This window comes from Erysipelatoclostridium sp. An173, from assembly GCF_963931465.1.
GTDB lineage: Bacteria > Bacillota_I > Bacilli_A > Erysipelotrichales > Coprobacillaceae > Thomasclavelia > Thomasclavelia merdavium.
In genome coordinates this window covers 1,565,693-1,585,851 of sequence record NZ_OZ007017.1, presented here as the reverse complement: position 1 = coordinate 1,585,851, position 20,159 = coordinate 1,565,693, and the positions used below count along the sequence as shown (strand labels likewise).

Genomic DNA, 20,159 nt, shown 5'->3' with positions numbered 1-20,159 from the left:
ATAAAACTAATAAGTATAAATAAGGCAAATTTCAAATATATTTTAAAATATGATTTCATATTTTCCCTCCCTTTTTATCTTATTATATTATATTGAAGGAATGATAAAATATGAGTATCTTAGAAGTGTTTTTATTTAGTTTAGGGATTTATATCTATTTAACGATCATTTTAAGATTCTTTGGAAAAAAAGAATTTAGTCAATTAAATGTTTTTGATTTTGTAGTTTTTTTAATTATTGCAGAAATAATGATTAATACATTAGGAGATAGTGATTTTACTTTTATTCATGGTATTATAGCAACAATGACCTTGATCCTTTTAGATCGTTGTGTATCGATAATAACGATGAAGTCAAAACGGCTTAGAGATATTTTTGAAGGAAAACCTACATATATTATTTTTAAGGGAAAACTTGATCAAAAAAAGATGAAAGAACAAAGGTATACTGTAAATGATCTAACCCATCATTTACGAGTAAACGATATTGATAGTATTTCTAAAGTTGAATTTGCATTGTTGGAAACCAATGGTTCTTTATCAGTTATTTGTAAAGACCAATGTGTTGTTGAATTACCAGATGCCTTAATTTGCGATGGGGTAGTAGACTATGATAATTTAAAATTACTTAATCGAGATACCAACTGGCTGCTTGCCCAATTAAAAAAACAAGGCATTGATAAAATTGAAGATGTATTTTGCTGTATTCCTGAAAAGGGGAAATTATTTGTTATAAAAAAATAGAACTGTAATTTTAACAGTTCTATCCTAATAACATTCTATCATTAGCAAACTCTTCACCGCTTGCAGCTTCAAATTTATGAAGTAAGTCTTCAACAGTAAGCTTTCTTTTTTCTTCACCACTAACATCATAAATGATATGACCATTATACATCATAATTAAACGATTACCAACGTCAATTGCATCTTTCATATTGTGGGTTACCATCATTGCTGTTAGATGCTGATTAAGAATGATATCGTTAGTTAATTTTAATACTTTTGCTGATGTCGCAGGATCTAAAGCGGCTGTATGTTCATCTAATAATAATAATTTTGGTTTTTGTAAAGTAGCCATTAATAATGTTACTGCTTGTCTTTGACCACCAGAAAGCAGTCCCATTTTTGTTGTTAGGCGATCTTCTAGACCTAAATTTAACGATTTTACTAATTCGTAATATTCCTGTTTTTCACTTTTAGTTACACCCCAGGCTAAACCACGTTTTTGACCACGACGTTTAGCAAGAGCAAGATTTTCTAAAATTTGCATGTCACCAGCTGTTCCTAACATTGGATCTTGGAATAAACGACCAATTTTTTTAGCTCTTTGATATTCAGGTTGTAAAGAAATATCTTCACCATCAAGAGTAATAATACCGCAATCTAAAGGATATAATCCAGAAATCATATTTAATAAAGTTGATTTACCAGCACCATTACCACCAATGATAGTTACAAAATCACCTTCATTTAAAACCAGATTAATATCATGCAAAACTTTTTTTTCATTAACTGTTCCTAGATTAAAAGTTTTACTTACATTTGTTAATTTAAGCATCTTGATTAATCTCCTTTCCAGTTAATTTTTTATACATCGATATTTGTTTTCGTTTATTTAACATAATTGGTATTGTTAAAGCGATACCTACTAAAATAGCAGTTAATAGTTTTAAATCATCAGTATTTAATCCCATTTGTAAAACTAAAGCAACAATAATACGATAAATAATTGAACCAATGATTATTGAAGTTAGTCTCAAAGCAAAATTGCCTTTTTTACTAGAAATAACTACTTCACCAATAACAATTGATGCTAATGCAATAACGATTGCTCCTGTTCCAACACGAACATCTGTTGCTTGACCATAAAGGGCATATAAAGCACCAGATAATCCAACTAAACCATTACTAATAGTTAATCCTAGTAATTTCATGGTATCAGTGTTGATACCTAAAGATCTTGCCATTTGTTCATTGTTTCCGGTAGCTCTAATTGCTGAACCAAGTTCAGTACCAAAGAACCAGTATAATAAAGCAATAAATATAATTACAAAAATTAATGAAATTACCAAAGCGATATAATATCTATTAATATCTAAACTAACTGATAAATCAGCGAATAAAGTATTAGCTGTAGTTAATGGTAAATTAGCACGGCCACCCATAATTCTTAAGTTTATCGAATAAAGACCGATTTGTGTTAAGATACCAGCTAAAATAGCTGGAATTTTACATTTAGTATGCAAAATTCCGGTTATTGCTCCAGCTAAAAAACCAGCTAGAATTGAAATTAATAATGCTAATAATGGATGAATACCGTTTAAAACACAAACTGCACAAACAGCACCACCAGTTGTAAAACTACCATCAACGGTCAAATCTGCAATATCCAATAAACGAAATGTTATATATACGCCAAGAGCTAAAAATCCCCAAATTAATCCTAAATCAACAGCTCCTAAAAATGTATAGAATAAACCCATTTTTTAACTCCTATTCTTCAATAAATGTTGCTTCTGGATAATCTTCTTTGTTAATTGTAATATCACATTTTTGAGCAACTTTTAAATTAATTACCATTGTACAATCTTTAGCATCTAATTGAACAATTGGTGTATTTGCAGCAGTTTTTTCACCTTTTAAGATTGCTAAAGCCTGTTTACCAGCTTCGCGACCTAAATTTTCATAATTAATACCATATGTTGCAAGACCACCATTGTTAGTCATTCCTTCTTCTCCAACAATACAAGGAATTTTAGCTTGTGAAGTGATAGCTTCAACACTGCTCATATAAGTTGCTAAAGTATTATCAGTAGGAATATATACAACATCATTTTCATCACTGACAATTTGATTAGTAACAGCTTGAATATCATTTGAATCAGTTACTGTATAAACTTCATAATCTAAATTATGATCTTTTGCTGCTTCTTGAGCAATTTCACCTTGGACAATTGAATTGTCTTCACTACCACAGTACATAATAGCAACTTTTTTTGCATCTGGTAATAATTTAGTTAATAGGTCAAACTGCTCATTAATAGGTGTTAAATCACTAGCACCAGTAACATTACCACCAGGTTCATCATTGCTTTTAACTAAGTCAGTACTTTCATAATCAGTAATGGCACAACCGACAATTGGGATTTCAGTTGTTGCAGCTGCTGCTGATTGTAATGCTGGTGTAGCTATTGCATAAATTAAATCATTGCCGTCATTAACTAATTTATCAGCGATAGTTGGACAGTTTGCAGCATCCCCAGCGACCTGGTAGTCGATATTGTCTTCATCAACGCCAGCTTCAACTAAAACGTCTTTAAACCCTTCATAAGAAGCATCCAATGCATCGTGTTGCATTAATTGAACAACTCCGATTTTTACTTCTGATAAATCTTTTACTTCACCAGTGCTGCCACCACTATCTCCAGTACCGCAGCCAGTAATACTAGCACACATTGCTATAGCTAACAAACCACTAAATAATTTTTTCATAAAAAACTCTCCCTTCGTTTCTTTCAATTCTTTAAACAAAAAAAGTCCTCCTAAGAGGACGACAAAGTCGTGGTACCACCCCAAATTTGCTATTAATTCGCATTAATAACCTTAGTAAGTATGAAACTTGTTTGTGATAACGGTCAACAACCGGTAACTGCCTACATATCAGCAATCCAACTCCATGATGAATTCAATATGTCTTAACGTATTGTTTTCACCAACCACAATATCTCTGATGTCTAAGCCATATTTACTAGTTCACTTCAATGTCTTTGTCTAAATAATTGTTTAAAAAAATAATACGGTATTGAAACGTTTTTGTCAATATGTAAAAATTTTTTAATCCTTACAGCATTTATTAACTATAAGTAATTATTTAAAAAGAGAAAGAATCGAAATGATAAGACATAACAATTATTTCTCTTTTAAATATTATGATAATAAAATATCTAAAGACATCATAATTACAAAGCCAATCATGAAGCTTATTGTCCCTAAATCAATACCCTCAGTTGCATTTGCTTCAGGAATAAGTTCTTCGATACAAACAAAAAACATAGCTCCAGCAGCAAAAGATAATATAAAAGGTAGTGTAACATTAGTAATGCTAGCAAAAATAAAGCCTATTAAAGCAGCTGGGACTTCAACTAGAGCAGAAAATTGGCCATACATCATGGCTTGAAAACGACTTTTTCCACATTGTAACATCGGCAAAGCAATTGCAGTACCTTCAGGGAAGTTTTGAATACCAATTCCAATTGCTAAAATTATAGCGCTTAAATAATTACCATTAGCAGCTCCAGCAAAAGCTACGCCAACCGCTAACCCTTCAGGTATATTATGCAAAGTCATAGCTAACATCAATAATTTATTTTTAGAAAAACGACTAGGATTGATACCTTCCTGGACATGAGTCATCATATGTTCATGAGGTAATAGTTTATCAAAGGTCATTAAAAGTAAGACCCCACAGATAAAGCCAGCAGGAATCATTAATAACGCGATTTTGCCACTATTTTCTAATTGCTCTTTAGCAGGAAGAAGCAAAGAAAAAAAGGAGGCAGCAATCATTATTCCAGCCGAACTGCCTAAAGCGACACAAATTAATTTTTTATTAGCGCTTTTAACAAAGTAAACCAATGAAGCTCCAAAAAAAGTCATCAACCAATTAAATGTAGCTACTAAAAAAACAATAGTAATTGGATTTAATGATAATAAAAATTTCATTATTTCACCTCAATTATTTTTATGCTTTTCTAATTGCTCTTTATGGGCACAGTATTGAGAAAATAACCGTTTTATGCTATTATAATTCCATTAGGGGTGGTATTGAATGGAAGAAATGACAATTGCGATGCAAAATTATTTAGAGTTAATTTATGAGCTTTCATTAGACGGGAAAAAGGCTCGGGTTAGTGATATCGCTAAAAGATTAGGGGTATCTAAACCAAGTGTTAATAATGCGGTTGTTGTTTTATCTAAAAATGGCTATGTTAACTATGAGAAATATTCTGATATAAAATTGACGCCTAAAGGGATTGAAATGGCTGAATTTTTTTCTAATAAACATCAGACTATTAAAAAGTTATTTATAGAGGTTTTAAATATTGATGAGGAAATTGCTGATAAAGATGCTTGTTTGATTGAACATGTAATTTCAGATGAAAGTATTAAAGCAATGCAGGCATATTTAAAAAATAGGGATGAATAATATTTAAAAGAATCTTTTGTAGCAAAAAAATCGGATAAAACAAAAGGCAAAGAATTGATCTTTGCCTTTTAACTGTTATCTTAATAACCAAAATTAATGTACTCTTCAGTAGTAATAATTAAAATAGCTTTGCTAGTTACAACATTTTTCTTACGATCAAATGTTTCTAATGGAGTGTATTCAACTTTATCACGGCGTTGTACATCTTCATCGTAAACATAATCAGCTTGTCTAAAGAAAATACCATCTTGATCATGACGAGAAATAGTTCCAATACCACGTTCTTTATTGTAATGAACAACAGTACCTTCAACTCTTTCAACATATTTATCAAGATTATTCATAACTTTTTCATATAATTCATCGTATAAATATTCAGAATTTTGATCTTTATATTTATCACCATAATCACCAACAGGTGTATAGTCACGATTATTTTCTTGACAAAGTTTAGTTAAGAAAATATCAACGATTTCTATTAACATAGGATCATTTGTTCTTTGAGTAGCTTCCATTAATCTTTGATAAATTCCTAAATGATTAATAGAATATCCATTTTCAAAGAATTCATAAAGTAAATAAGCATTTGCTTCTTTGATATTACCAGTTTTAGAATATGTTTTATATAAAACTTCATAGAAATTGACACTGCGAATATGATTATGTAAAGATAAGAAAATCTTTTTAGCTTCATCATATTGTTCTAAATCAACTAAAGAACAAGCTCTTTGATAATTGATCCATTGTAAAGTGTTAAAATGCCATTTAATAGGTAATGCTAAAGCATTATTTGCTGTTTCAACACATTCTCTTGCACGTTTTGCTTCATATAAAGCTTTAACTTTTAAACGATAGTAACGTTCTTTTTTAGATTCAAATTCTTTACCTTCATCATTAGTAAAAGGTTTGTCATCTAATAGGTTTGGATCAAGTAAATTAAGAACTTCGATTAATTTATCAGGATCATTTGGTTTTACTCTTTGTAAGTATTTAATTGCTCTATTAACAGCAGGTTCCATTGGCGAATAACGTTCTTGTTTACATACTGCTAAAATGTCATCTAAAATACTAAAGAATAGATTTTCATTTTCCTGGATTTTTTCATCATCAATATTAATATACTTATTGTAAAGAGCATATCCATATTGATTTAAGTATCCTCTTAAATTTGGACATTGTGACATGAAAGTTTTACCGACTTCAATAGCTTCTTCATTATTATCACTTTTCTTTAACAGCTTAATATAATCATTGGCTTGGAAATCATTAAAAGAAGTAGGATCCTCCTTAAACTTTTCATTGTATACTTCTAAACTTTTTAATTCATTTTCATTCATAAACTCACCTCTGATTACTATTATAACATCTTTTTATTCTCTTTTGCAGTAGTTAAGGTAAGAAATTGTTTTGAAAAGAAATTTTTTATGTTATAATGGCTAAGATAATAGATGAGGTGAAAGAATGAATAAACAAGTGTTTAGTATGGATTTTTATGGTAAAAATCTAAGTGTTGAAGTGGGAGAGTTAGCTAAACAGGCTAATGGTGCTGTATTAGTTAGATATAATGATACAGTTATTTTATCAACTGTTGTTGCTGGAAAAGAACCAAAAGATGTTGATTTTTTTCCATTAACAGTTACATATGAAGAAAAATTATATTCCGTTGGTAAAATTCCAGGCGGATTTTTAAAACGTGAAGGGCGACCAAGTGAACATGGAACATTAACTGCTCGAATGATCGATCGTCCTATCAGACCATTATTTGCTGATGGTTTTAGAAATGAAGTACAAAGTATTAATACTGTTTTATCAGTAGATCAAGATGCTACTCCTGAAATGACAGCAATGTTAGGTGCTTCTTTAGCATTATGTATTTCTGATATTCCTTTTAATGGACCAATTGCTGGGGTTAATGTTGGTTTAGTAGATGGTGAATTTATTGTTAATGGTTCACCAGAACAATTAGAAAGATCATTAATTAATTTGGAAGTAGCTGGAACTAAAGATGCTATTAACATGGTAGAAGCTGATGCTAAAGAAGTCAGTGAAGAAGTAATGCTAGAAGCATTATTATTTGGACATGAAAAAATTAAAGAATTAATCGCTTTCCAAGAAAAAGTTATTGAAGCATGCGGTAAAGAAAAAATCGATGTACCACTATTTGAATTAGATGAAAATTTAGTGGCTGAAGTAAGTGAGCGTGCTAAAGAAGAAATGGTCGCTGCTGTTTCAATTCCAGGTAAATTAGAACGATATGACGCTATTGATAAATTAATAGCACAAGTCAATGAGGAATATGATAATAAAGAATATGAAAGTGATGAAGTAAAAGCTAATGTAATGAAACAAGTAGATATCATCTTACATGATTTAGAAAAAGATGAAGTACGTCGTTTGATTACTGAAGATAAAGTTAGACCAGATGGTCGTAAATTAAATGAAATTAGACCATTAGATTCACAAATTGATTTATTGCCACGTGTTCATGGATCAGCTTTATTTACTCGTGGTGAAACTCAAGTATTGTCAGTTACTACATTAGGGGCAATCGGTGAACATCAAAAAATTGATGGTTTAGGGTTAGAAGATCAAAAACGTTTTATGCATCACTATAATTTCCCACCATATTCAGTTGGGGAAACAGGTAGAATGGGTGCGCCTGGACGTCGTGAAATTGGACATGGAGCTTTAGGTGAAAGAGCTTTAGCTCAAGTAATTCCAAGCGAAGATGAATTCCCATATACTATTCGTGTTGTATCAGAAGTGTTAGAATCTAACGGTTCATCATCACAAGCTTCAATTTGTGCTTCTTCAATGTCATTAATGGCAGCAGGGGTACCAATTAAAGCACCTGTTGCTGGTGTAGCAATGGGACTTGTAAAAAAAGGCGATGATTATACAATTTTAACTGATATTCAAGGAATGGAAGATCACCTTGGAGATATGGATTTTAAAGTTGCTGGAACTGATAAAGGAATCTGTGCGTTACAGATGGATATAAAAATTGATGGTATTACTAAAGAAATTCTTCAAGAAGCTTTAGCACAAGCTAAAGAAGCTAGAAAAGAAATTATGGCTAATATGATGGCAACTATTAGTGAGCCACGCGACGAATTATCACCATATGCACCTAAAGTTAAAATGATTAAAATTGATCCTGATCAAATTAAATCAGTTATTGGTCAAGGTGGAAAAACTATTAATGAAATTATTGATCAATCAGATGGTGTTAAAATTGATATTGAACAAGATGGAACAGTTGTTATTTATCATCATAACCAGGAAGCAATTGATAAGGCAGTAGCATTGATTGAAAAGATTGTTAAAAAGGCTCAAGTTGGCGAAGTGTATGATGGAAAAGCAGTTAGAGTTGAAGATAATTATGCGTTTATTAATTTATTCGAAGGAACTGATGCTTTCTTACATATTTCTGATTACGCTTATGAAAGAACTAAAAAAATGGGTGATGTTATCAAAGTTGGGGATATTGTCAAAGTTAAAGTTACTAAAGTTGATGATAAAGGTAAAGTTAATGTTTCTAGAAAGGCGCTTTTACCAAAGCCTTTGAAAAAAGAAACAAAAGCTGATGCACCAAAATCTGAATAATGAGACAGATTGTTTTAGCTAGCAGTTCACCAAGAAGAAAAGAGCTGCTAGAATTACATCATATCGACTTTATAGTTGATTATCAGGAAATAGAGGAAGTGTTAGATATGTCTTTAACACTTCCTTTACGTTTAGAAAAATTAGCTTATCAAAAGGCTTTACCAATCTCATTAAAATATCCTCAAGACGTTATTATTGGCAGTGATACAATGGTTTGTTTAGATGAAAAGATGCTAGGAAAGGCTAAAAATTATCAAGAAGCTTTTGACATGCTCCGTTTTTTATCTGGAAAAATTCAAACTGTTTATTCAGCTGTTGCAATAATCGATCAAAACCAAGTAACAACTTTTCATGACGCTACTAAAGTAAAATTTAAAGACTTAAGTGATGAAGAAATTAAACAATATTTATCGTTAAATGAATGGCAGGGAAAAGCAGGGGCTTATGCAATTCAAGGTGAAGGAAAAAGATTAGTTGAAACAATAGACGGTGATTTAGAAACAGTAATTGGTTTGCCGGTCAATAAATTAATTAAATATTTAAAAGATAATGAAATTTTGTAAACGTTAACATTTTTGTTGAGTTTTAATTCGAAAAATCTTATAATAGAACTCATGGAGGGATATATATGGCAGATATAAAAAGAATCGCATTATTATCTGGAGGTGGAGACTGTCCAGGTTTAAATGCTGTTATTAGAGCAGTAACAAAAGCAGCAATTAACGAATATGGTTATGAAGTAATTGGATATGTTTATGGTTACCGTGGTCTTTATAACAATGATTACATAGAATTAACAGTAGACAAGGTTGAAAATATTTACAAAGAAGGAGGAACTATTTTATATAGTTCAAACAAAGATAACTTATTCGACTATTTAGTAGATGATGGTAAAGGTGGAAAAGTTAGAAAAGACGTTTCAGATGTAGGTGTTGAAAACTTAAAAAAAGCTGGAGTAGATGTATTAGTTGTTTTAGGTGGTGACGGTACTTTAACAAGTGCTCGTGATTTTTCAAGAAAAGGTGTTAACGTAATTGGAATTCCAAAAACAATGGATAACGATTTACCAGCAACTGATTTAACTTATGGTTTTATTAGTGCATTATCTGTAGGTACTGAATTTATTGATCGTTTAAATACGACTGCAAAATCTCATCATCGTATAATTTGTTGCGAATTGATGGGACGTGATGCAGGATGGATCGCATTATATGCTGGTATGGCTGGAAATGCTTCTTGTATTTTGATTCCTGAAATACCATTTACAATTGAAAACATTGTAAAACACGTAGAAAAACGTGATAAAGAAGGTTATCCTTATACAGTAATTGCTGTTGCAGAAGGGGCAAAATACGCTGATGGAACAAAAGTAATTGGTAAAATTGTAGAAGATAGTCCTGATCCAGTACGTTATTCAGGATTAGCTGCAAAAGTGGCAGATGACTTAGAAAAAGCAATTAAAAACCATGAAGTACGTTCTGTAAATCCAGGACATATTATTCGTGGTGGTGATATCCAAGCATACGATCGAATTTTATCAATTCGTTTTGGGGTAAAAGCTCTTGAATTAATTAAAGACGGTAAATTTGGTAACGTTGTTACTTTAAAAGGTGAAGAAATGACTTATACTTCATTAGAAGAAGTAATTGGTGATGCTAAATTTGGTAAACAAAAACATGTTGACCCTAATGGTGAATTAGTAAAAGCAGCAAAAGCAATTGGTATTTGTTTTGGAGACGAATAATGAAGATAAATGCGTGATAGGATCTTAGATTCTATCACCTTTTTAATTTACATATAGGAGAATATATTTTGATTAGAAAGCTACAAGGAAAAGATATTGATATAGTTATGGAAATCTGGTTAACTGCTAATATTGAAGCTCATCAATTTATTTCACCACATTATTGGTATAATAGTTTTAAACTGGTAAAAGAAATGATCGTCCAGGCAGAAGTATATGTTTATGAAATAAATAACAATATTTATGGATTTATTGGGTTAAACAATGATTATATAGCAGGAATTTTTGTTTGTAATCAAAAACGGTCTATAGGTATTGGTAAACAGTTATTAGATTATGTAAAAGAAATAAAACAACAATTAAAATTAAATGTGTATCAAAAAAATACTAAAGCTGTAAATTTTTATCAAAGAGAAAATTTTAAAATTCAAAATTCAAGTACAGATACTGATACAGGTGAAAAAGAGTACACGATGATTTGGAAAAATATAATTTTTTAAATAATTAGTATTTTAAAATTAAAATTGACCATAATATAAATGAGGTGATTTTAATGAAACCTAAAAAACAAACTAATAACGATAATGCAAAAGATCAATTAGGTGATGATCAAATAGTTGTATCAGGTAAAAAACAACATTATTAATGTTGATAAATCAGAATGATATTTAATCAAAATGATATCAATAAAGCTAGGATAAAACTATAAATATCCTAGCTTTTATTTTTTTTCGATAATATTTATAAAATGGGATGTTTCCTATTTTTTTACATAATTGTATGATTTTATTTTCGATATTAGTCCTTATATTTATGATAGGAGGATGTAATATGGTTAAAAATGCTTTGTTAAGTTTTAAAAAGAATATTGGCAAAACTGTATTATTACTTTTGGTAATAATTATATTAGTGAATTTATTGATTTGTGCTTTAGCAATCCGACAAACTAGTAATAGTTTGGTTGAACAGATATATGCAAATTCAAATAATGAAGTTACATTGATGCCAAATAATGATAGTCAAACTGCTAGCCAGATTACAATTGATATGGCCAATCAATTAAGTAATTTTCAATATGTAAAGAATTATAATTATAATATTGCAACTGAATCTAATAGTAGTCAAATAAATCCGATTAGAATTGATATAAATGATGACAATCAAAATAATAATCGATTTATCATTAGTGCTAATTCTTCAATGACTAATTTGAATGATTTTACTAATAATATTAATGAATTAATTGAAGGACGTCTGTTAACTAATGATGATGCTGGAACTAATAATTGTGTAATTGAAACGACTTTAGCCAATAATAATAACCTAAATCTTAACGATACATTTACGATATACTCATCTAATAATCAATCAACATCAGTAGAATTAAAAGTAGTAGGTATTTATGAAATAAAAAATTATCGAACTTTAAATCAGGCAAAACAAAGTGATTTGCTTAATACAATTTATACTGATTTATCAATAGGACAAACACTAACAAATAATGATGATTTAACTTTAGCTGTTTATTATTTAGATGATTTAAAAAATGTTGATAAATTTATGAATTTAGCTAATAAACAAAGTAATATTGATTTTAATAACTTTTCGCTAGAAACCAATTTACTTACATATCAACGAGATATCACAAATTTTCAAAAAATGGAGACTACAGCAACTGTATTTATAATAATTATAATAATTATTGGAGCGATTATTTTAGGAACTATATTATTATCATTATTAAAAAAGCATTACAATGAAATCGAAATATTTTTATCTTTAGGCCAAAGTAAAATAAAAATTATTTTACAACAATTTTTAAATATTGCCATGATAGCAGTCGTAGCGTTGATTATATGTTTATCAACAGGAAGAATACTAAATAAAACAATAATAAATTCTTTAAATACAACTACTAATAATGAGCAAATTATAATTGTAGTACCAAATATTGTTAATGAAAACGATGAAAATAATATTGATACATATGATAAAAATACTATTATTACCAGTTCATTTCAAAGTATAGATGGTCTTGCTTTTAATGTTTCACTAGATATAAATTCAATAACTATTTTAATAATATCAACAGGAATAATTTGTTTATTATCAATGATCATATCGGCAATTTATGTTGGTAAGATTTCACCAGGTGATATCTTGATAAAAAGGACTTGATCCTGAATAAGAAACAAAACAGTCTGCATTTTTAAATCTGCTTATATCACCAGTTTCAGCAATCACAGTTGCGGCAGTTATAGGACCGCATCCTGTCATTGTAAGAAGCAGTTTATAAGCCGGATTTAAAGACACGACATCTTCGATATATCTTTGAATTGCTTTAAGTTGACCTTTTATGTTTTTAATGTTTTCAACAAGGTCAAGGATGATGTTTCTACCGTAAGAAGAAATATCATCAGGAACCAGAGTATCCCGGCATAAATCAAAGAGCTTATCAATCTTATCCATCGAACAACGATGTTTCGTAGCTTCATAAACGACATTGAACACTTCAAATTTAGAAGCATTTATGATATCATGTGTTGTAGGATATGAAGATAAGACAGCGATAAAAGCAGCTGATTTAGGTTCGAAAACATATTGAAGTTCAGGAAATAAACAATCACATTGTGCGATGAGACGGTTGATTTCTTGAGAATAGATTTTTTTGATCTGATAATGTCTGTGTATTAAAGCTTTCAAGTCTTGATATCCGTTTTTGTTTTCAAAAACATTGTCATTGACATACTGAACATCAGAATCGGTCCCAATGATAGTTGAAATAGTTTGAGCATCTAAAGGATCTGATTTAGCAATGTTATGGGCTTTACGCCACTGATTGACAAAATCAGTATTTAAAAATCTGATGCTTTCATTATCGTTAAGATTAGCTTTAATAAAGTTATAGACATTAGTAGAATAGATACCAGTAACTTCTAAAGCAAAACAGATACTGGTACAATTATCATCAGAATAACTTCTAACAGTATCTAAAAAAGAAGTAACTTCTGATTTAACAAATTTAAAAGATAGTTTTTTTCGTAAGAATTTAGGTTTAACAGATCTACGATCACAAACCTTGAGGATAGCAGCATCTGCTTTGCCTTTAGAGGCGTCCATGCCAACGTAAAGAATATAATTGTTTTCCATAAATAATGACCTTCTTTCATATGTAATCGGTATTGAATTGCACCTCTAAATCAAGACAAACGCAACCTCGCAAATACGGAGACAAGTGTAGAAACACTGCTGCAACAAACTAATTCGGGTATAAAGTGATGTCAAGATTAAAGGATTAAGTCTTTGTGAAGTGGACGTACATGAAGTAGCCACAGGGAGTGAGAATAAAACCTTCATTCAAAACAAAACTATTATCTTAAAATTAGAATGTACAATCAATAATGAATTTAATAAAAATCATTAAATGATTACGTACATATTATACGAGGGAGTATTAATATGGAAAATGTTTTAGAATTTAAAAATGTTACTTATACATATCAAAATTATAAAAATCAATATGTATCTTTAAAAAATACAAGTTATTCATTTGATAAAGGCAAAATATATGGTGTTGTAGGTTCTGATGATAGTGGCAAGATTGCTACGGTAATATTAGCTGCTGGTTTAGATAAACCTGCTAATGGAAAAGTTATTTATAAAGGTAATGATGTAACTAAAATTGGTTTAAGTAAATATCGAAGAAATGACTCAGCAATTATTTTTAAATCTAGTAATTTAATATATTATTTAAATGCTTATGAAAATATATTAGCCACTTTAAAGATTGCAAAGATAAAAGTAAGTAATAAAAAGAAATATTGTTTAAATATCTTAGAAAAATTAGGCTTGTCGAAAAAACAATGTTTTGAAAGTGTTGATAATTTACCTGTTAATTTACAACAACGAGTTGCCCTTGCAAGAGCAATAGTAAAAAATACCGATTTAATCTTGGCAGATGAACCCACAGGTAATCTCGATGAAAAAGATTCACAGGAATTTTTAGATGATCTAATTACTTTAGCTCATCAAGGTCGTTGTGTAATAGTTTCAACATGTTCACCATCTTTAGCTGCAAAGTGTGATGTTCAACTAAGAATACAAAATGGTCAAATTATTGAAATATAAAAAGAATGAATTTAAAATAACAATTCATTCTTTTTCATTAATAGGACTTTTATAAGGATGACGATGATCACTGTTTTTATCATTATTTAGTTTTTCATTTATATACTGGTCATAATGCAGCTTAAATAAACATGAAAAAATTACATCTAATATATATGAAATTGATGTTTTAGAAGCGTAGGGAGCTATTTTTGAAAAAATTTTTTCTCGAGAACCGGTATTTATTATAAAATCACTATATTTAGATAGACGATTATCACCAACAGAAGTGATTGCAATAACTGGAATATGCTGTCTTTTTAAATTTTTAGCAATACTTACTAACTCGTTAGTTTCACCAGAATACGAAATAATAATGGCTACGTCTTGTTTAGTACATGTATATGATAAAAATCCCTGTTCACCAGCGTTACTACGAATCTCAACCATTTTATTGATGCGCATCATTTTGTGTTGGAAATCTAAACCGGCTAGTAACGAGTTTCCAAAGCCGAAAAGATAAATCCGTTTAGCTTGTTCTATTTTAGCGATTATTTTATCTAAGTTATCAAATTCAATCAGACTTAAAGTATCTTGTAAAGCTTCTTGATGTAAGCGAGCTATATTATTAGCAATCAAGCGACTGTTATCATCTTTTGTAAATGGAAAATTGACATCGATACGACTTTTATTATCATATTGCAACTCAGCTGAATATTTGATTTTAAAATCCTGGAAGCCATCTAAACCTAATTTTTGACATAAACGAACAATTGTAGCTGGTGAAGTATATGTTTCTTTTGCTAATTCTTTAATAGAAAGATTTAAAACATTTTCACCATTATCGAGAATATATTTTGCAATATTTTTTTCTGAGTTAGAGAAATTAAGTTCAAATTCTAATTGTGTCATTATACTCATTTTAATCACCGATAAAATTATATCATGAAAGAAAGTTTCATAAAAGAATTGTTTTATATTTTAAAAATGAAACTATTGAAAGTTATTTTTTTATAATATTTTCATGAAGTTTGTAAGAAGAAAATTTTAAAATGGAAATAAGTTTCATAAAATATTGCTAATTGGATAAAAAAATGAAAATTAATTAGAAAAGTGTTCCATAATATTGGCAAAATAAAAAAAAATCTTTATAATGGTGGTGAATTTCAAGGAGGAACTATATGACAATAAAATTACCAAAAGATTTTTTCTTTGGTGCAGCAATGTCTGGACCACAAACTGAAGGAAGTTATAACGTTGGCGGAAGACTTCGCTCATATTGGGATATGTATTCTGATCAAGAAATCAATGCCTTTTTTAACAATGTTGGTTCTTATGTAGGAAATGATATGTATCACAAATATGAAGAAGATATCAAATTGTTAAAAAGTATGAATTTCAAATCTTTCCGTACTTCAATGCAATGGACAAGATTATTAGATCAAGATGGAAATATTAATCCAGAAGGTGCTGCCTGGTATCATAAATTAATTGATTGTGCTCATGAAAATGGTATCGAAATCTTCATGAACATGTATCATTTTGATATGCCTGAATATTTAGTTAAACGTGGTGGTTGGCAAAATCGTGAAGTTGTTGAAGCTTATGCAAATTTTGTAAAGAAAGCAATGGAAGAATTTGGTCATAAAATTAAATACTGGTTTACTTTTAATGAACCAATCGTTGAACCAGAACAACAATTTTTACATGGGGTTTGGTATCCATATGTAAAAGATTTTAAACAATCAATCAATGTTCAATATAATATAACTTTAGCTCACTGTTTAGCGGTTATGAATTTTAGACAATTAAAAGAAGAAGGAAAATTAATGGCGGATGCTAAGATTGGTATGATCAACTGTTTTGCTCCACCATATACAAAAGAAAATCCAACTCCAGAAGATTTAGAAGCAGTTAGGATGACTGATGGATTACACAATCGCTGGTGGTTAGATGTTGTTGCTCATGGACATTTACCAGAAGATGTATTAGATACAGTTGAAAATGATTGGAAAATAAAAATTAATCGTCGTGTTGGTGATGAAGCAATTTTAGCACAAGGTAAAGTTGATTGGTTAGGATTTAACTATTATCAACCTACTAGAGTACAAGCTCCTGATTCTAAATTTGATGAAAATGGATTACCTTGTATTGCAAAACCATATATCTGGCCAGAAAGAAAAATGAATGTACACCGTGGATGGGAAATTTATCCAAAAGGAATTTATGATTTTGGTATGAAAATCAAAAAAGAATGTCCTGATTTACCTTTCTTTATTTCTGAAAATGGAATGGGTGTTGAAGGTGAAGAAAAATTCATGGATGAAAATGGTGTGATCCAAGATGATTATCGTATTGAATTTGTAAGAGATCATTTAGAATGGATTGCAAAATCTATTGAAGATGGTGCAAATTGTTTAGGATATCATTATTGGGGAGCTATTGATAACTGGTCTTGGTGTAATGCATTTAAAAACCGTTATGGATTTGTTCGCGTATGCTTAGATGATGGTTATAAACGTAAAGAAAAGAAATCAGCTTCTTGGATTAGAGAAGTAGCAAGAACTAATGAATTTGAATAAGATTTCCATTTTGGAAATCTTTTTATTTTATAGAAATGAAAATAAGTTTCATAATATTAAATAAATATAGACTAATTGTGAAACGTTATTATAATTTGTTTTAATCATGTTTACTCTTTTTTTTATTTTTTATAAAATAAATAATAGGTAATAAGGAGGAAGTAAACGTGGAAAGAAAATTACCAGATAATTTTTATTGGGGTGGTTCAGTTTCAAGTTTTCAAACTGAAGGTGCTCGTAATGAAGGTGGCAAGGGAGTTTGTGTATACGACGTTAGACCAATGAATCCAGAATTTTCAGATTGGTCAGTTGCTATCGACGAATATCATCGTTATGATGAAGATATTGCTTTAATGAAAGATATGGGATTTAATTTTTATCGTTTTTCAATTTGCTGGTCAAGAATAATCCCTAATGGAACATTAGATGAACCAGTTAATGAAGAAGGGGTAAAATTCTATAATGAGTTAATTGACAAATTATTGGCTGCAGGAATTGAACCAATGATTACTTTAGTTCATTTTGATATGCCTTATCATTTAGTTAAAGAATATAATGGTTTTGCTTCAAGATATGTTGTTGATTGTTTTGAAAGATATGCTAAAGTTTGTATTGAAAGATTTGGTGATCGTGTAAAACACTGGATGTCATTTAATGAACAAAATTTACATGCGATGATGTTACGTGTTTCAAATGCTGAAGAAATTCCTGAAGGTGTTGATCCAGCTAAACATTTATATCAAGTAAACCATAATGTATTTATTGCTCATTGTAAAGCAGTTAGAGCATTAAGAAATATGCAACCTGATGCTAAATTCTGTGGTATGAGTGCAGTAACTAATATCTATCCATATTCAAATACACCAAAAAATAATTTATTTGCTTGGCAAGCATATCAATATATGAATGGTTTCCATACTGATGTATTCTCAAAAGGAAAATATCCTGATTATATGGTAGCTTACTTAACAAATCGTGGTTGGATGCCTAAATTTGAAGAAGAAGATGAAGAATTATTAAAATATACTGTTGATTATATCGCATTTAGTTATTATCGTTCAAATACAATTACTGAAGGTGAATTTGATTATAAACGTCCATACCATGAAGTAGTTGGTGAACATGTTGTTAAAAATCCTCATTGTGAAGCAAATGAATGGGGTTGGGAAATTGATCCTCAAGGATTAAGATGGACAATGAACGATTTATATAATCGTAGTGGTTTACCAGTATTCATTCTTGAAAACGGTATTGGTTGGCGTGAAGATATGACTCAAGAAGAAGTAGATGCTATGCTTGCAGCTGGTAAAACAATTGAAGATGATTATCGTATTAATTATCATAGAGATCATATTAAAGAAATGAAAAATGCAATCTTTGAAGAAGGGGTAGAATGCTTAGGTTATATTACATGGGGACCAATTGATATTTTAGCAAGTATGTGTAATATGGATAAACGATATGGTTTCGTTTACGTAAATAGAACTAATAAAGATTTAAGAGATTTAAAACGTATTCCTAAAAAATCATATCAATGGGTTAAAAAAGCATTTGAATCTAATGGTGAAGATTTAGACTAAGAGGATAATCCTCTTAGTTTTTTGTAACACAATAAAACCCCCAGCTAGGCTGGGGGTGTATAAAAGCTTTAGTGGAGTGATAATGAAAAACCTCCATGTTATAATATACTTGCGGCTACCAACTGCAAATAAAATAACACGGAGGAATGACAAATGAATAAACAATATTCAGATGACTTACATAGTTTATCACACACAAAATGGAGATGCAAATATCATGTAGTATTTGCACCAAAGTATAGAAGAAAAGCATTTTATGATGAAAGAAGAGTCGCAATAGGGGCGATATTAAGACAATTATGCGAATGGAAGGGAGTAAATATAATAGAAGCGGAAGTATGTATAGATCATGTACATATGCTGATAGAAATACCACCAAAATATAGTATTTCAGGATTTATGGGATTTCTAAAAGGGAAAAGTAGCCAAATCATATTTGAAAGATGGGCGAATGCAAGATATAAGTATAGACATAGAGAATTTTGGTGCCGAGGATATTATGTAGATACAGTGGGGAAAAATACAAAAAAAATTAGGGAGTATATCTCAAATCAGTTGAAAGAGGATCAAGAAGGGGAACAACTAACTCTGGATTTTGAAGACCCTTTTAAGGGTAAATAACGACAAGGTGCATGCGGTAGCCGTAAGGCATAAGGAATGTCTTCAGACATGCGCTTTGGGAGCAGGGCTATGCCCGCATAAGTAAAACCACCGGCTAGGCCGGTGGATATTTATTTTACTTTTATAGATAGATTTATTTAACTTTTTCGTGGTAAAGTATTGACATTTAAGTTAGGTGAGTATAACATATAGTTTAGTTAGATGGAGCTAACATGAAAAGCGAGGAAGTGAGAATGATGCCTTTAACAATGGTAAATGTCGGTGAAGTTAATAAAATTCGTAAAATTGGTGGAAACGAAGAAACAAGACGATTTTTAGAAAATTTAGGTTTTGTCGCTGGCAGTGAAGTGACGGTTTTATCGACAATTAGTGGCAATGTAATTGTTAATATTAAAGATTCAAGGATTGCAATTAACCAGGATATGGCCCGCCATATTATGGTATAGGTATTATTTGAATTTTTTGATAGGAAGGAGAGGTTGCGATGAATTTAAGTGAAGCAAAAGTTGGAAGTACTGTTACTGTTACTAAAATAGATGGGGATAGTGCATATAAGCGTAGAATTATGGATATGGGAATTACCAAAGGAACTGCACTATACATTAGAAAAGTTGCTCCTTTAGGTGATCCAGTTGAGATTACTGTTAGAGGATATGAATTATCAGTAAGAAAACATGATGCTCAATGTGTGCAAGTAAAATAGGGGAGGTATGT

At 30.2% G+C, this 20,159-nt stretch carries 20 protein-coding genes and 1 other annotated feature; of the genes, 13 read left to right on the top strand and 7 right to left on the bottom strand.

Annotated features, from left to right (window positions below):
• Positions 1 to 110 precede the first annotated feature (110 nt).
• The gene (locus tag ABGT36_RS07985) at positions 111 to 743 is read left to right on the top strand and encodes a DUF421 domain-containing protein (protein ID WP_346677582.1); all 633 of its coding nucleotides are present in this window, start codon (positions 111 to 113) and stop codon (positions 741 to 743) included.
• A 19-nt stretch (positions 744 to 762) separates the two neighbouring features.
• On the opposite strand, the gene ABGT36_RS07980 is transcribed toward ABGT36_RS07985, so the two are convergent.
• The 4 genes from ABGT36_RS07980 to ABGT36_RS07965 all read right to left on the bottom strand — a co-directional run bounded on the left by ABGT36_RS07980 (position 763) and on the right by ABGT36_RS07965 (position 4,721).
• Positions 763 to 1,557 carry an ABC transporter ATP-binding protein gene (locus ABGT36_RS07980; protein ID WP_087298380.1) on the bottom strand — a complete coding sequence of 265 codons (795 nt, stop codon included), beginning with the start codon at positions 1,555 to 1,557 and terminating at the stop codon, positions 763 to 765.
• Entirely contained in the window at positions 1,550 to 2,482 is a 933-nt protein-coding gene (locus tag ABGT36_RS07975; RefSeq protein WP_087298381.1) for an ABC transporter permease, read from the bottom strand. Before ABGT36_RS07975 ends, ABGT36_RS07980 begins: the two co-directional genes overlap by 8 nt.
• Positions 2,483 to 2,492: 10 nt before the next feature.
• A complete protein-coding gene (locus ABGT36_RS07970; RefSeq protein ID WP_087298559.1) occupies positions 2,493 to 3,491 on the bottom strand; it encodes an ABC transporter substrate-binding protein in 999 nt (332 codons plus the stop codon).
• Between the two features lie 51 nt (positions 3,492 to 3,542).
• Positions 3,543 to 3,770 (bottom strand) — a binding site (T-box leader).
• A 156-nt stretch (positions 3,771 to 3,926) separates the two neighbouring features.
• Complete coding sequence (locus ABGT36_RS07965; protein WP_308698444.1) at positions 3,927 to 4,721, bottom strand: ZIP family metal transporter; 795 nt, start codon at positions 4,719 to 4,721, stop codon at positions 3,927 to 3,929.
• Positions 4,722 to 4,827: 106 nt separating this feature from the next.
• On the opposite strand from ABGT36_RS07965, the gene ABGT36_RS07960 reads away from it, so the two are divergent.
• The gene (locus ABGT36_RS07960) at positions 4,828 to 5,205 is read left to right on the top strand and encodes a metal-dependent transcriptional regulator (RefSeq protein WP_087298383.1); all 378 of its coding nucleotides are present in this window, start codon (positions 4,828 to 4,830) and stop codon (positions 5,203 to 5,205) included.
• A gap of 80 nt (positions 5,206 to 5,285) precedes the next feature.
• On the opposite strand, the gene ABGT36_RS07955 is transcribed toward ABGT36_RS07960, so the two are convergent.
• On the bottom strand, positions 5,286 to 6,542 hold the full coding sequence (locus ABGT36_RS07955; protein WP_087298384.1) for a hypothetical protein: 1,257 nt from the start codon (positions 6,540 to 6,542) through the stop codon (positions 5,286 to 5,288).
• Between the two features lie 124 nt (positions 6,543 to 6,666).
• On the opposite strand from ABGT36_RS07955, the gene pnp reads away from it, so the two are divergent.
• From pnp to ABGT36_RS07930, 5 genes are all read left to right on the top strand, one after another.
• A complete protein-coding gene (gene pnp, locus ABGT36_RS07950; RefSeq protein ID WP_346677579.1) occupies positions 6,667 to 8,811 on the top strand; it encodes a polyribonucleotide nucleotidyltransferase in 2,145 nt (714 codons plus the stop codon).
• Complete coding sequence (locus ABGT36_RS07945) at positions 8,811 to 9,374, top strand: Maf family protein (protein WP_346677578.1); 564 nt, start codon at positions 8,811 to 8,813, stop codon at positions 9,372 to 9,374. The genes pnp and ABGT36_RS07945 overlap by 1 nt, the downstream gene beginning before the upstream one ends.
• Positions 9,375 to 9,439: 65 nt before the next feature.
• Complete coding sequence (locus ABGT36_RS07940; protein ID WP_087298387.1) at positions 9,440 to 10,555, top strand: 6-phosphofructokinase; 1,116 nt, start codon at positions 9,440 to 9,442, stop codon at positions 10,553 to 10,555.
• Positions 10,556 to 10,623: 68 nt separating this feature from the next.
• Positions 10,624 to 11,055: a GNAT family N-acetyltransferase gene (locus ABGT36_RS07935; RefSeq protein WP_300081486.1), complete on the top strand. Its 432-nt coding sequence runs from the start codon at positions 10,624 to 10,626 to the stop codon at positions 11,053 to 11,055.
• A gap of 331 nt (positions 11,056 to 11,386) precedes the next feature.
• A complete protein-coding gene (locus tag ABGT36_RS07930; protein ID WP_300081483.1) occupies positions 11,387 to 12,733 on the top strand; it encodes an ABC transporter permease in 1,347 nt (448 codons plus the stop codon).
• Here ABGT36_RS07930 and ABGT36_RS07925 read toward each other — a convergent pair.
• A complete protein-coding gene (locus ABGT36_RS07925; protein ID WP_346677575.1) occupies positions 12,701 to 13,705 on the bottom strand; it encodes a transposase in 1,005 nt (334 codons plus the stop codon). The two genes, ABGT36_RS07930 and ABGT36_RS07925, sit on opposite strands and share 33 nt — an antisense overlap.
• A 309-nt stretch (positions 13,706 to 14,014) precedes the next feature.
• Between ABGT36_RS07925 and ABGT36_RS07920 the strand changes: the two genes are divergently transcribed.
• Complete coding sequence (locus ABGT36_RS07920) at positions 14,015 to 14,683, top strand: ATP-binding cassette domain-containing protein (protein WP_087298390.1); 669 nt, start codon at positions 14,015 to 14,017, stop codon at positions 14,681 to 14,683.
• A 24-nt stretch (positions 14,684 to 14,707) separates the two neighbouring features.
• On the opposite strand, the gene ABGT36_RS07915 is transcribed toward ABGT36_RS07920, so the two are convergent.
• A complete protein-coding gene (locus tag ABGT36_RS07915; protein WP_087298391.1) occupies positions 14,708 to 15,583 on the bottom strand; it encodes a MurR/RpiR family transcriptional regulator in 876 nt (291 codons plus the stop codon).
• 260 nt (positions 15,584 to 15,843) lie between these two features.
• On the opposite strand from ABGT36_RS07915, the gene ABGT36_RS07910 reads away from it, so the two are divergent.
• From ABGT36_RS07910 to ABGT36_RS07890, 5 genes are all read left to right on the top strand, one after another.
• Entirely contained in the window at positions 15,844 to 17,244 is a 1,401-nt protein-coding gene (locus ABGT36_RS07910; protein WP_087298392.1) for a glycoside hydrolase family 1 protein, read from the top strand.
• Positions 17,245 to 17,411: 167 nt separating this feature from the next.
• Positions 17,412 to 18,824, top strand: a complete 1,413-nt coding sequence (locus tag ABGT36_RS07905; RefSeq protein WP_087298393.1) for a glycoside hydrolase family 1 protein — start codon at positions 17,412 to 17,414, stop codon at positions 18,822 to 18,824.
• A 153-nt stretch (positions 18,825 to 18,977) separates the two neighbouring features.
• Entirely contained in the window at positions 18,978 to 19,445 is a 468-nt protein-coding gene (tnpA, locus tag ABGT36_RS07900; RefSeq protein WP_346677571.1) for an IS200/IS605 family transposase, read from the top strand.
• 233 nt (positions 19,446 to 19,678) lie between these two features.
• Positions 19,679 to 19,891 carry a FeoA family protein gene (locus ABGT36_RS07895; RefSeq protein WP_346677569.1) on the top strand — a complete coding sequence of 71 codons (213 nt, stop codon included), beginning with the start codon at positions 19,679 to 19,681 and terminating at the stop codon, positions 19,889 to 19,891.
• A 38-nt stretch (positions 19,892 to 19,929) separates the two neighbouring features.
• Positions 19,930 to 20,148 (top strand): ferrous iron transport protein A, encoded by a 219-nt coding sequence (locus ABGT36_RS07890; protein WP_087298394.1) that lies wholly within the window; start codon positions 19,930 to 19,932, stop codon positions 20,146 to 20,148.
• Positions 20,149 to 20,159: the final 11 nt, after the last annotated feature.

What these genes read in the sequence shown, in the direction of transcription:
- ABGT36_RS07960 (WP_087298383.1), top strand. Translation starts at nt 4,828, where the DNA reads ATGGAAGAAATGACAATTGCGATGCAAAATTATTTAGAGTTAATTTAT.
- ABGT36_RS07980 (WP_087298380.1), bottom strand. Translation starts at nt 1,557, where the DNA reads ATGCTTAAATTAACAAATGTAAGTAAAACTTTTAATCTAGGAACAGTT.
- ABGT36_RS07920 (WP_087298390.1), top strand. Translation starts at nt 14,015, where the DNA reads ATGGAAAATGTTTTAGAATTTAAAAATGTTACTTATACATATCAAAAT.
- ABGT36_RS07915 (WP_087298391.1), bottom strand. Translation starts at nt 15,583, where the DNA reads ATGAGTATAATGACACAATTAGAATTTGAACTTAATTTCTCTAACTCA.
- ABGT36_RS07910 (WP_087298392.1), top strand. Translation starts at nt 15,844, where the DNA reads ATGACAATAAAATTACCAAAAGATTTTTTCTTTGGTGCAGCAATGTCT.
- ABGT36_RS07955 (WP_087298384.1), bottom strand. Translation starts at nt 6,542, where the DNA reads ATGAATGAAAATGAATTAAAAAGTTTAGAAGTATACAATGAAAAGTTT.
- pnp (WP_346677579.1), top strand. Translation starts at nt 6,667, where the DNA reads ATGAATAAACAAGTGTTTAGTATGGATTTTTATGGTAAAAATCTAAGT.
- ABGT36_RS07945 (WP_346677578.1), top strand. Translation starts at nt 8,811, where the DNA reads ATGAGACAGATTGTTTTAGCTAGCAGTTCACCAAGAAGAAAAGAGCTG.
- ABGT36_RS07970 (WP_087298559.1), bottom strand. Translation starts at nt 3,491, where the DNA reads ATGAAAAAATTATTTAGTGGTTTGTTAGCTATAGCAATGTGTGCTAGT.
- ABGT36_RS07940 (WP_087298387.1), top strand. Translation starts at nt 9,440, where the DNA reads ATGGCAGATATAAAAAGAATCGCATTATTATCTGGAGGTGGAGACTGT.
- ABGT36_RS07925 (WP_346677575.1), bottom strand. Translation starts at nt 13,705, where the DNA reads ATGGAAAACAATTATATTCTTTACGTTGGCATGGACGCCTCTAAAGGC.
- ABGT36_RS07985 (WP_346677582.1), top strand. Translation starts at nt 111, where the DNA reads ATGAGTATCTTAGAAGTGTTTTTATTTAGTTTAGGGATTTATATCTAT.
- ABGT36_RS07975 (WP_087298381.1), bottom strand. Translation starts at nt 2,482, where the DNA reads ATGGGTTTATTCTATACATTTTTAGGAGCTGTTGATTTAGGATTAATT.
- ABGT36_RS07895 (WP_346677569.1), top strand. Translation starts at nt 19,679, where the DNA reads ATGATGCCTTTAACAATGGTAAATGTCGGTGAAGTTAATAAAATTCGT.
- ABGT36_RS07965 (WP_308698444.1), bottom strand. Translation starts at nt 4,721, where the DNA reads ATGAAATTTTTATTATCATTAAATCCAATTACTATTGTTTTTTTAGTA.
- ABGT36_RS07890 (WP_087298394.1), top strand. Translation starts at nt 19,930, where the DNA reads ATGAATTTAAGTGAAGCAAAAGTTGGAAGTACTGTTACTGTTACTAAA.
- ABGT36_RS07930 (WP_300081483.1), top strand. Translation starts at nt 11,387, where the DNA reads ATGGTTAAAAATGCTTTGTTAAGTTTTAAAAAGAATATTGGCAAAACT.
- tnpA (WP_346677571.1), top strand. Translation starts at nt 18,978, where the DNA reads ATGAATAAACAATATTCAGATGACTTACATAGTTTATCACACACAAAA.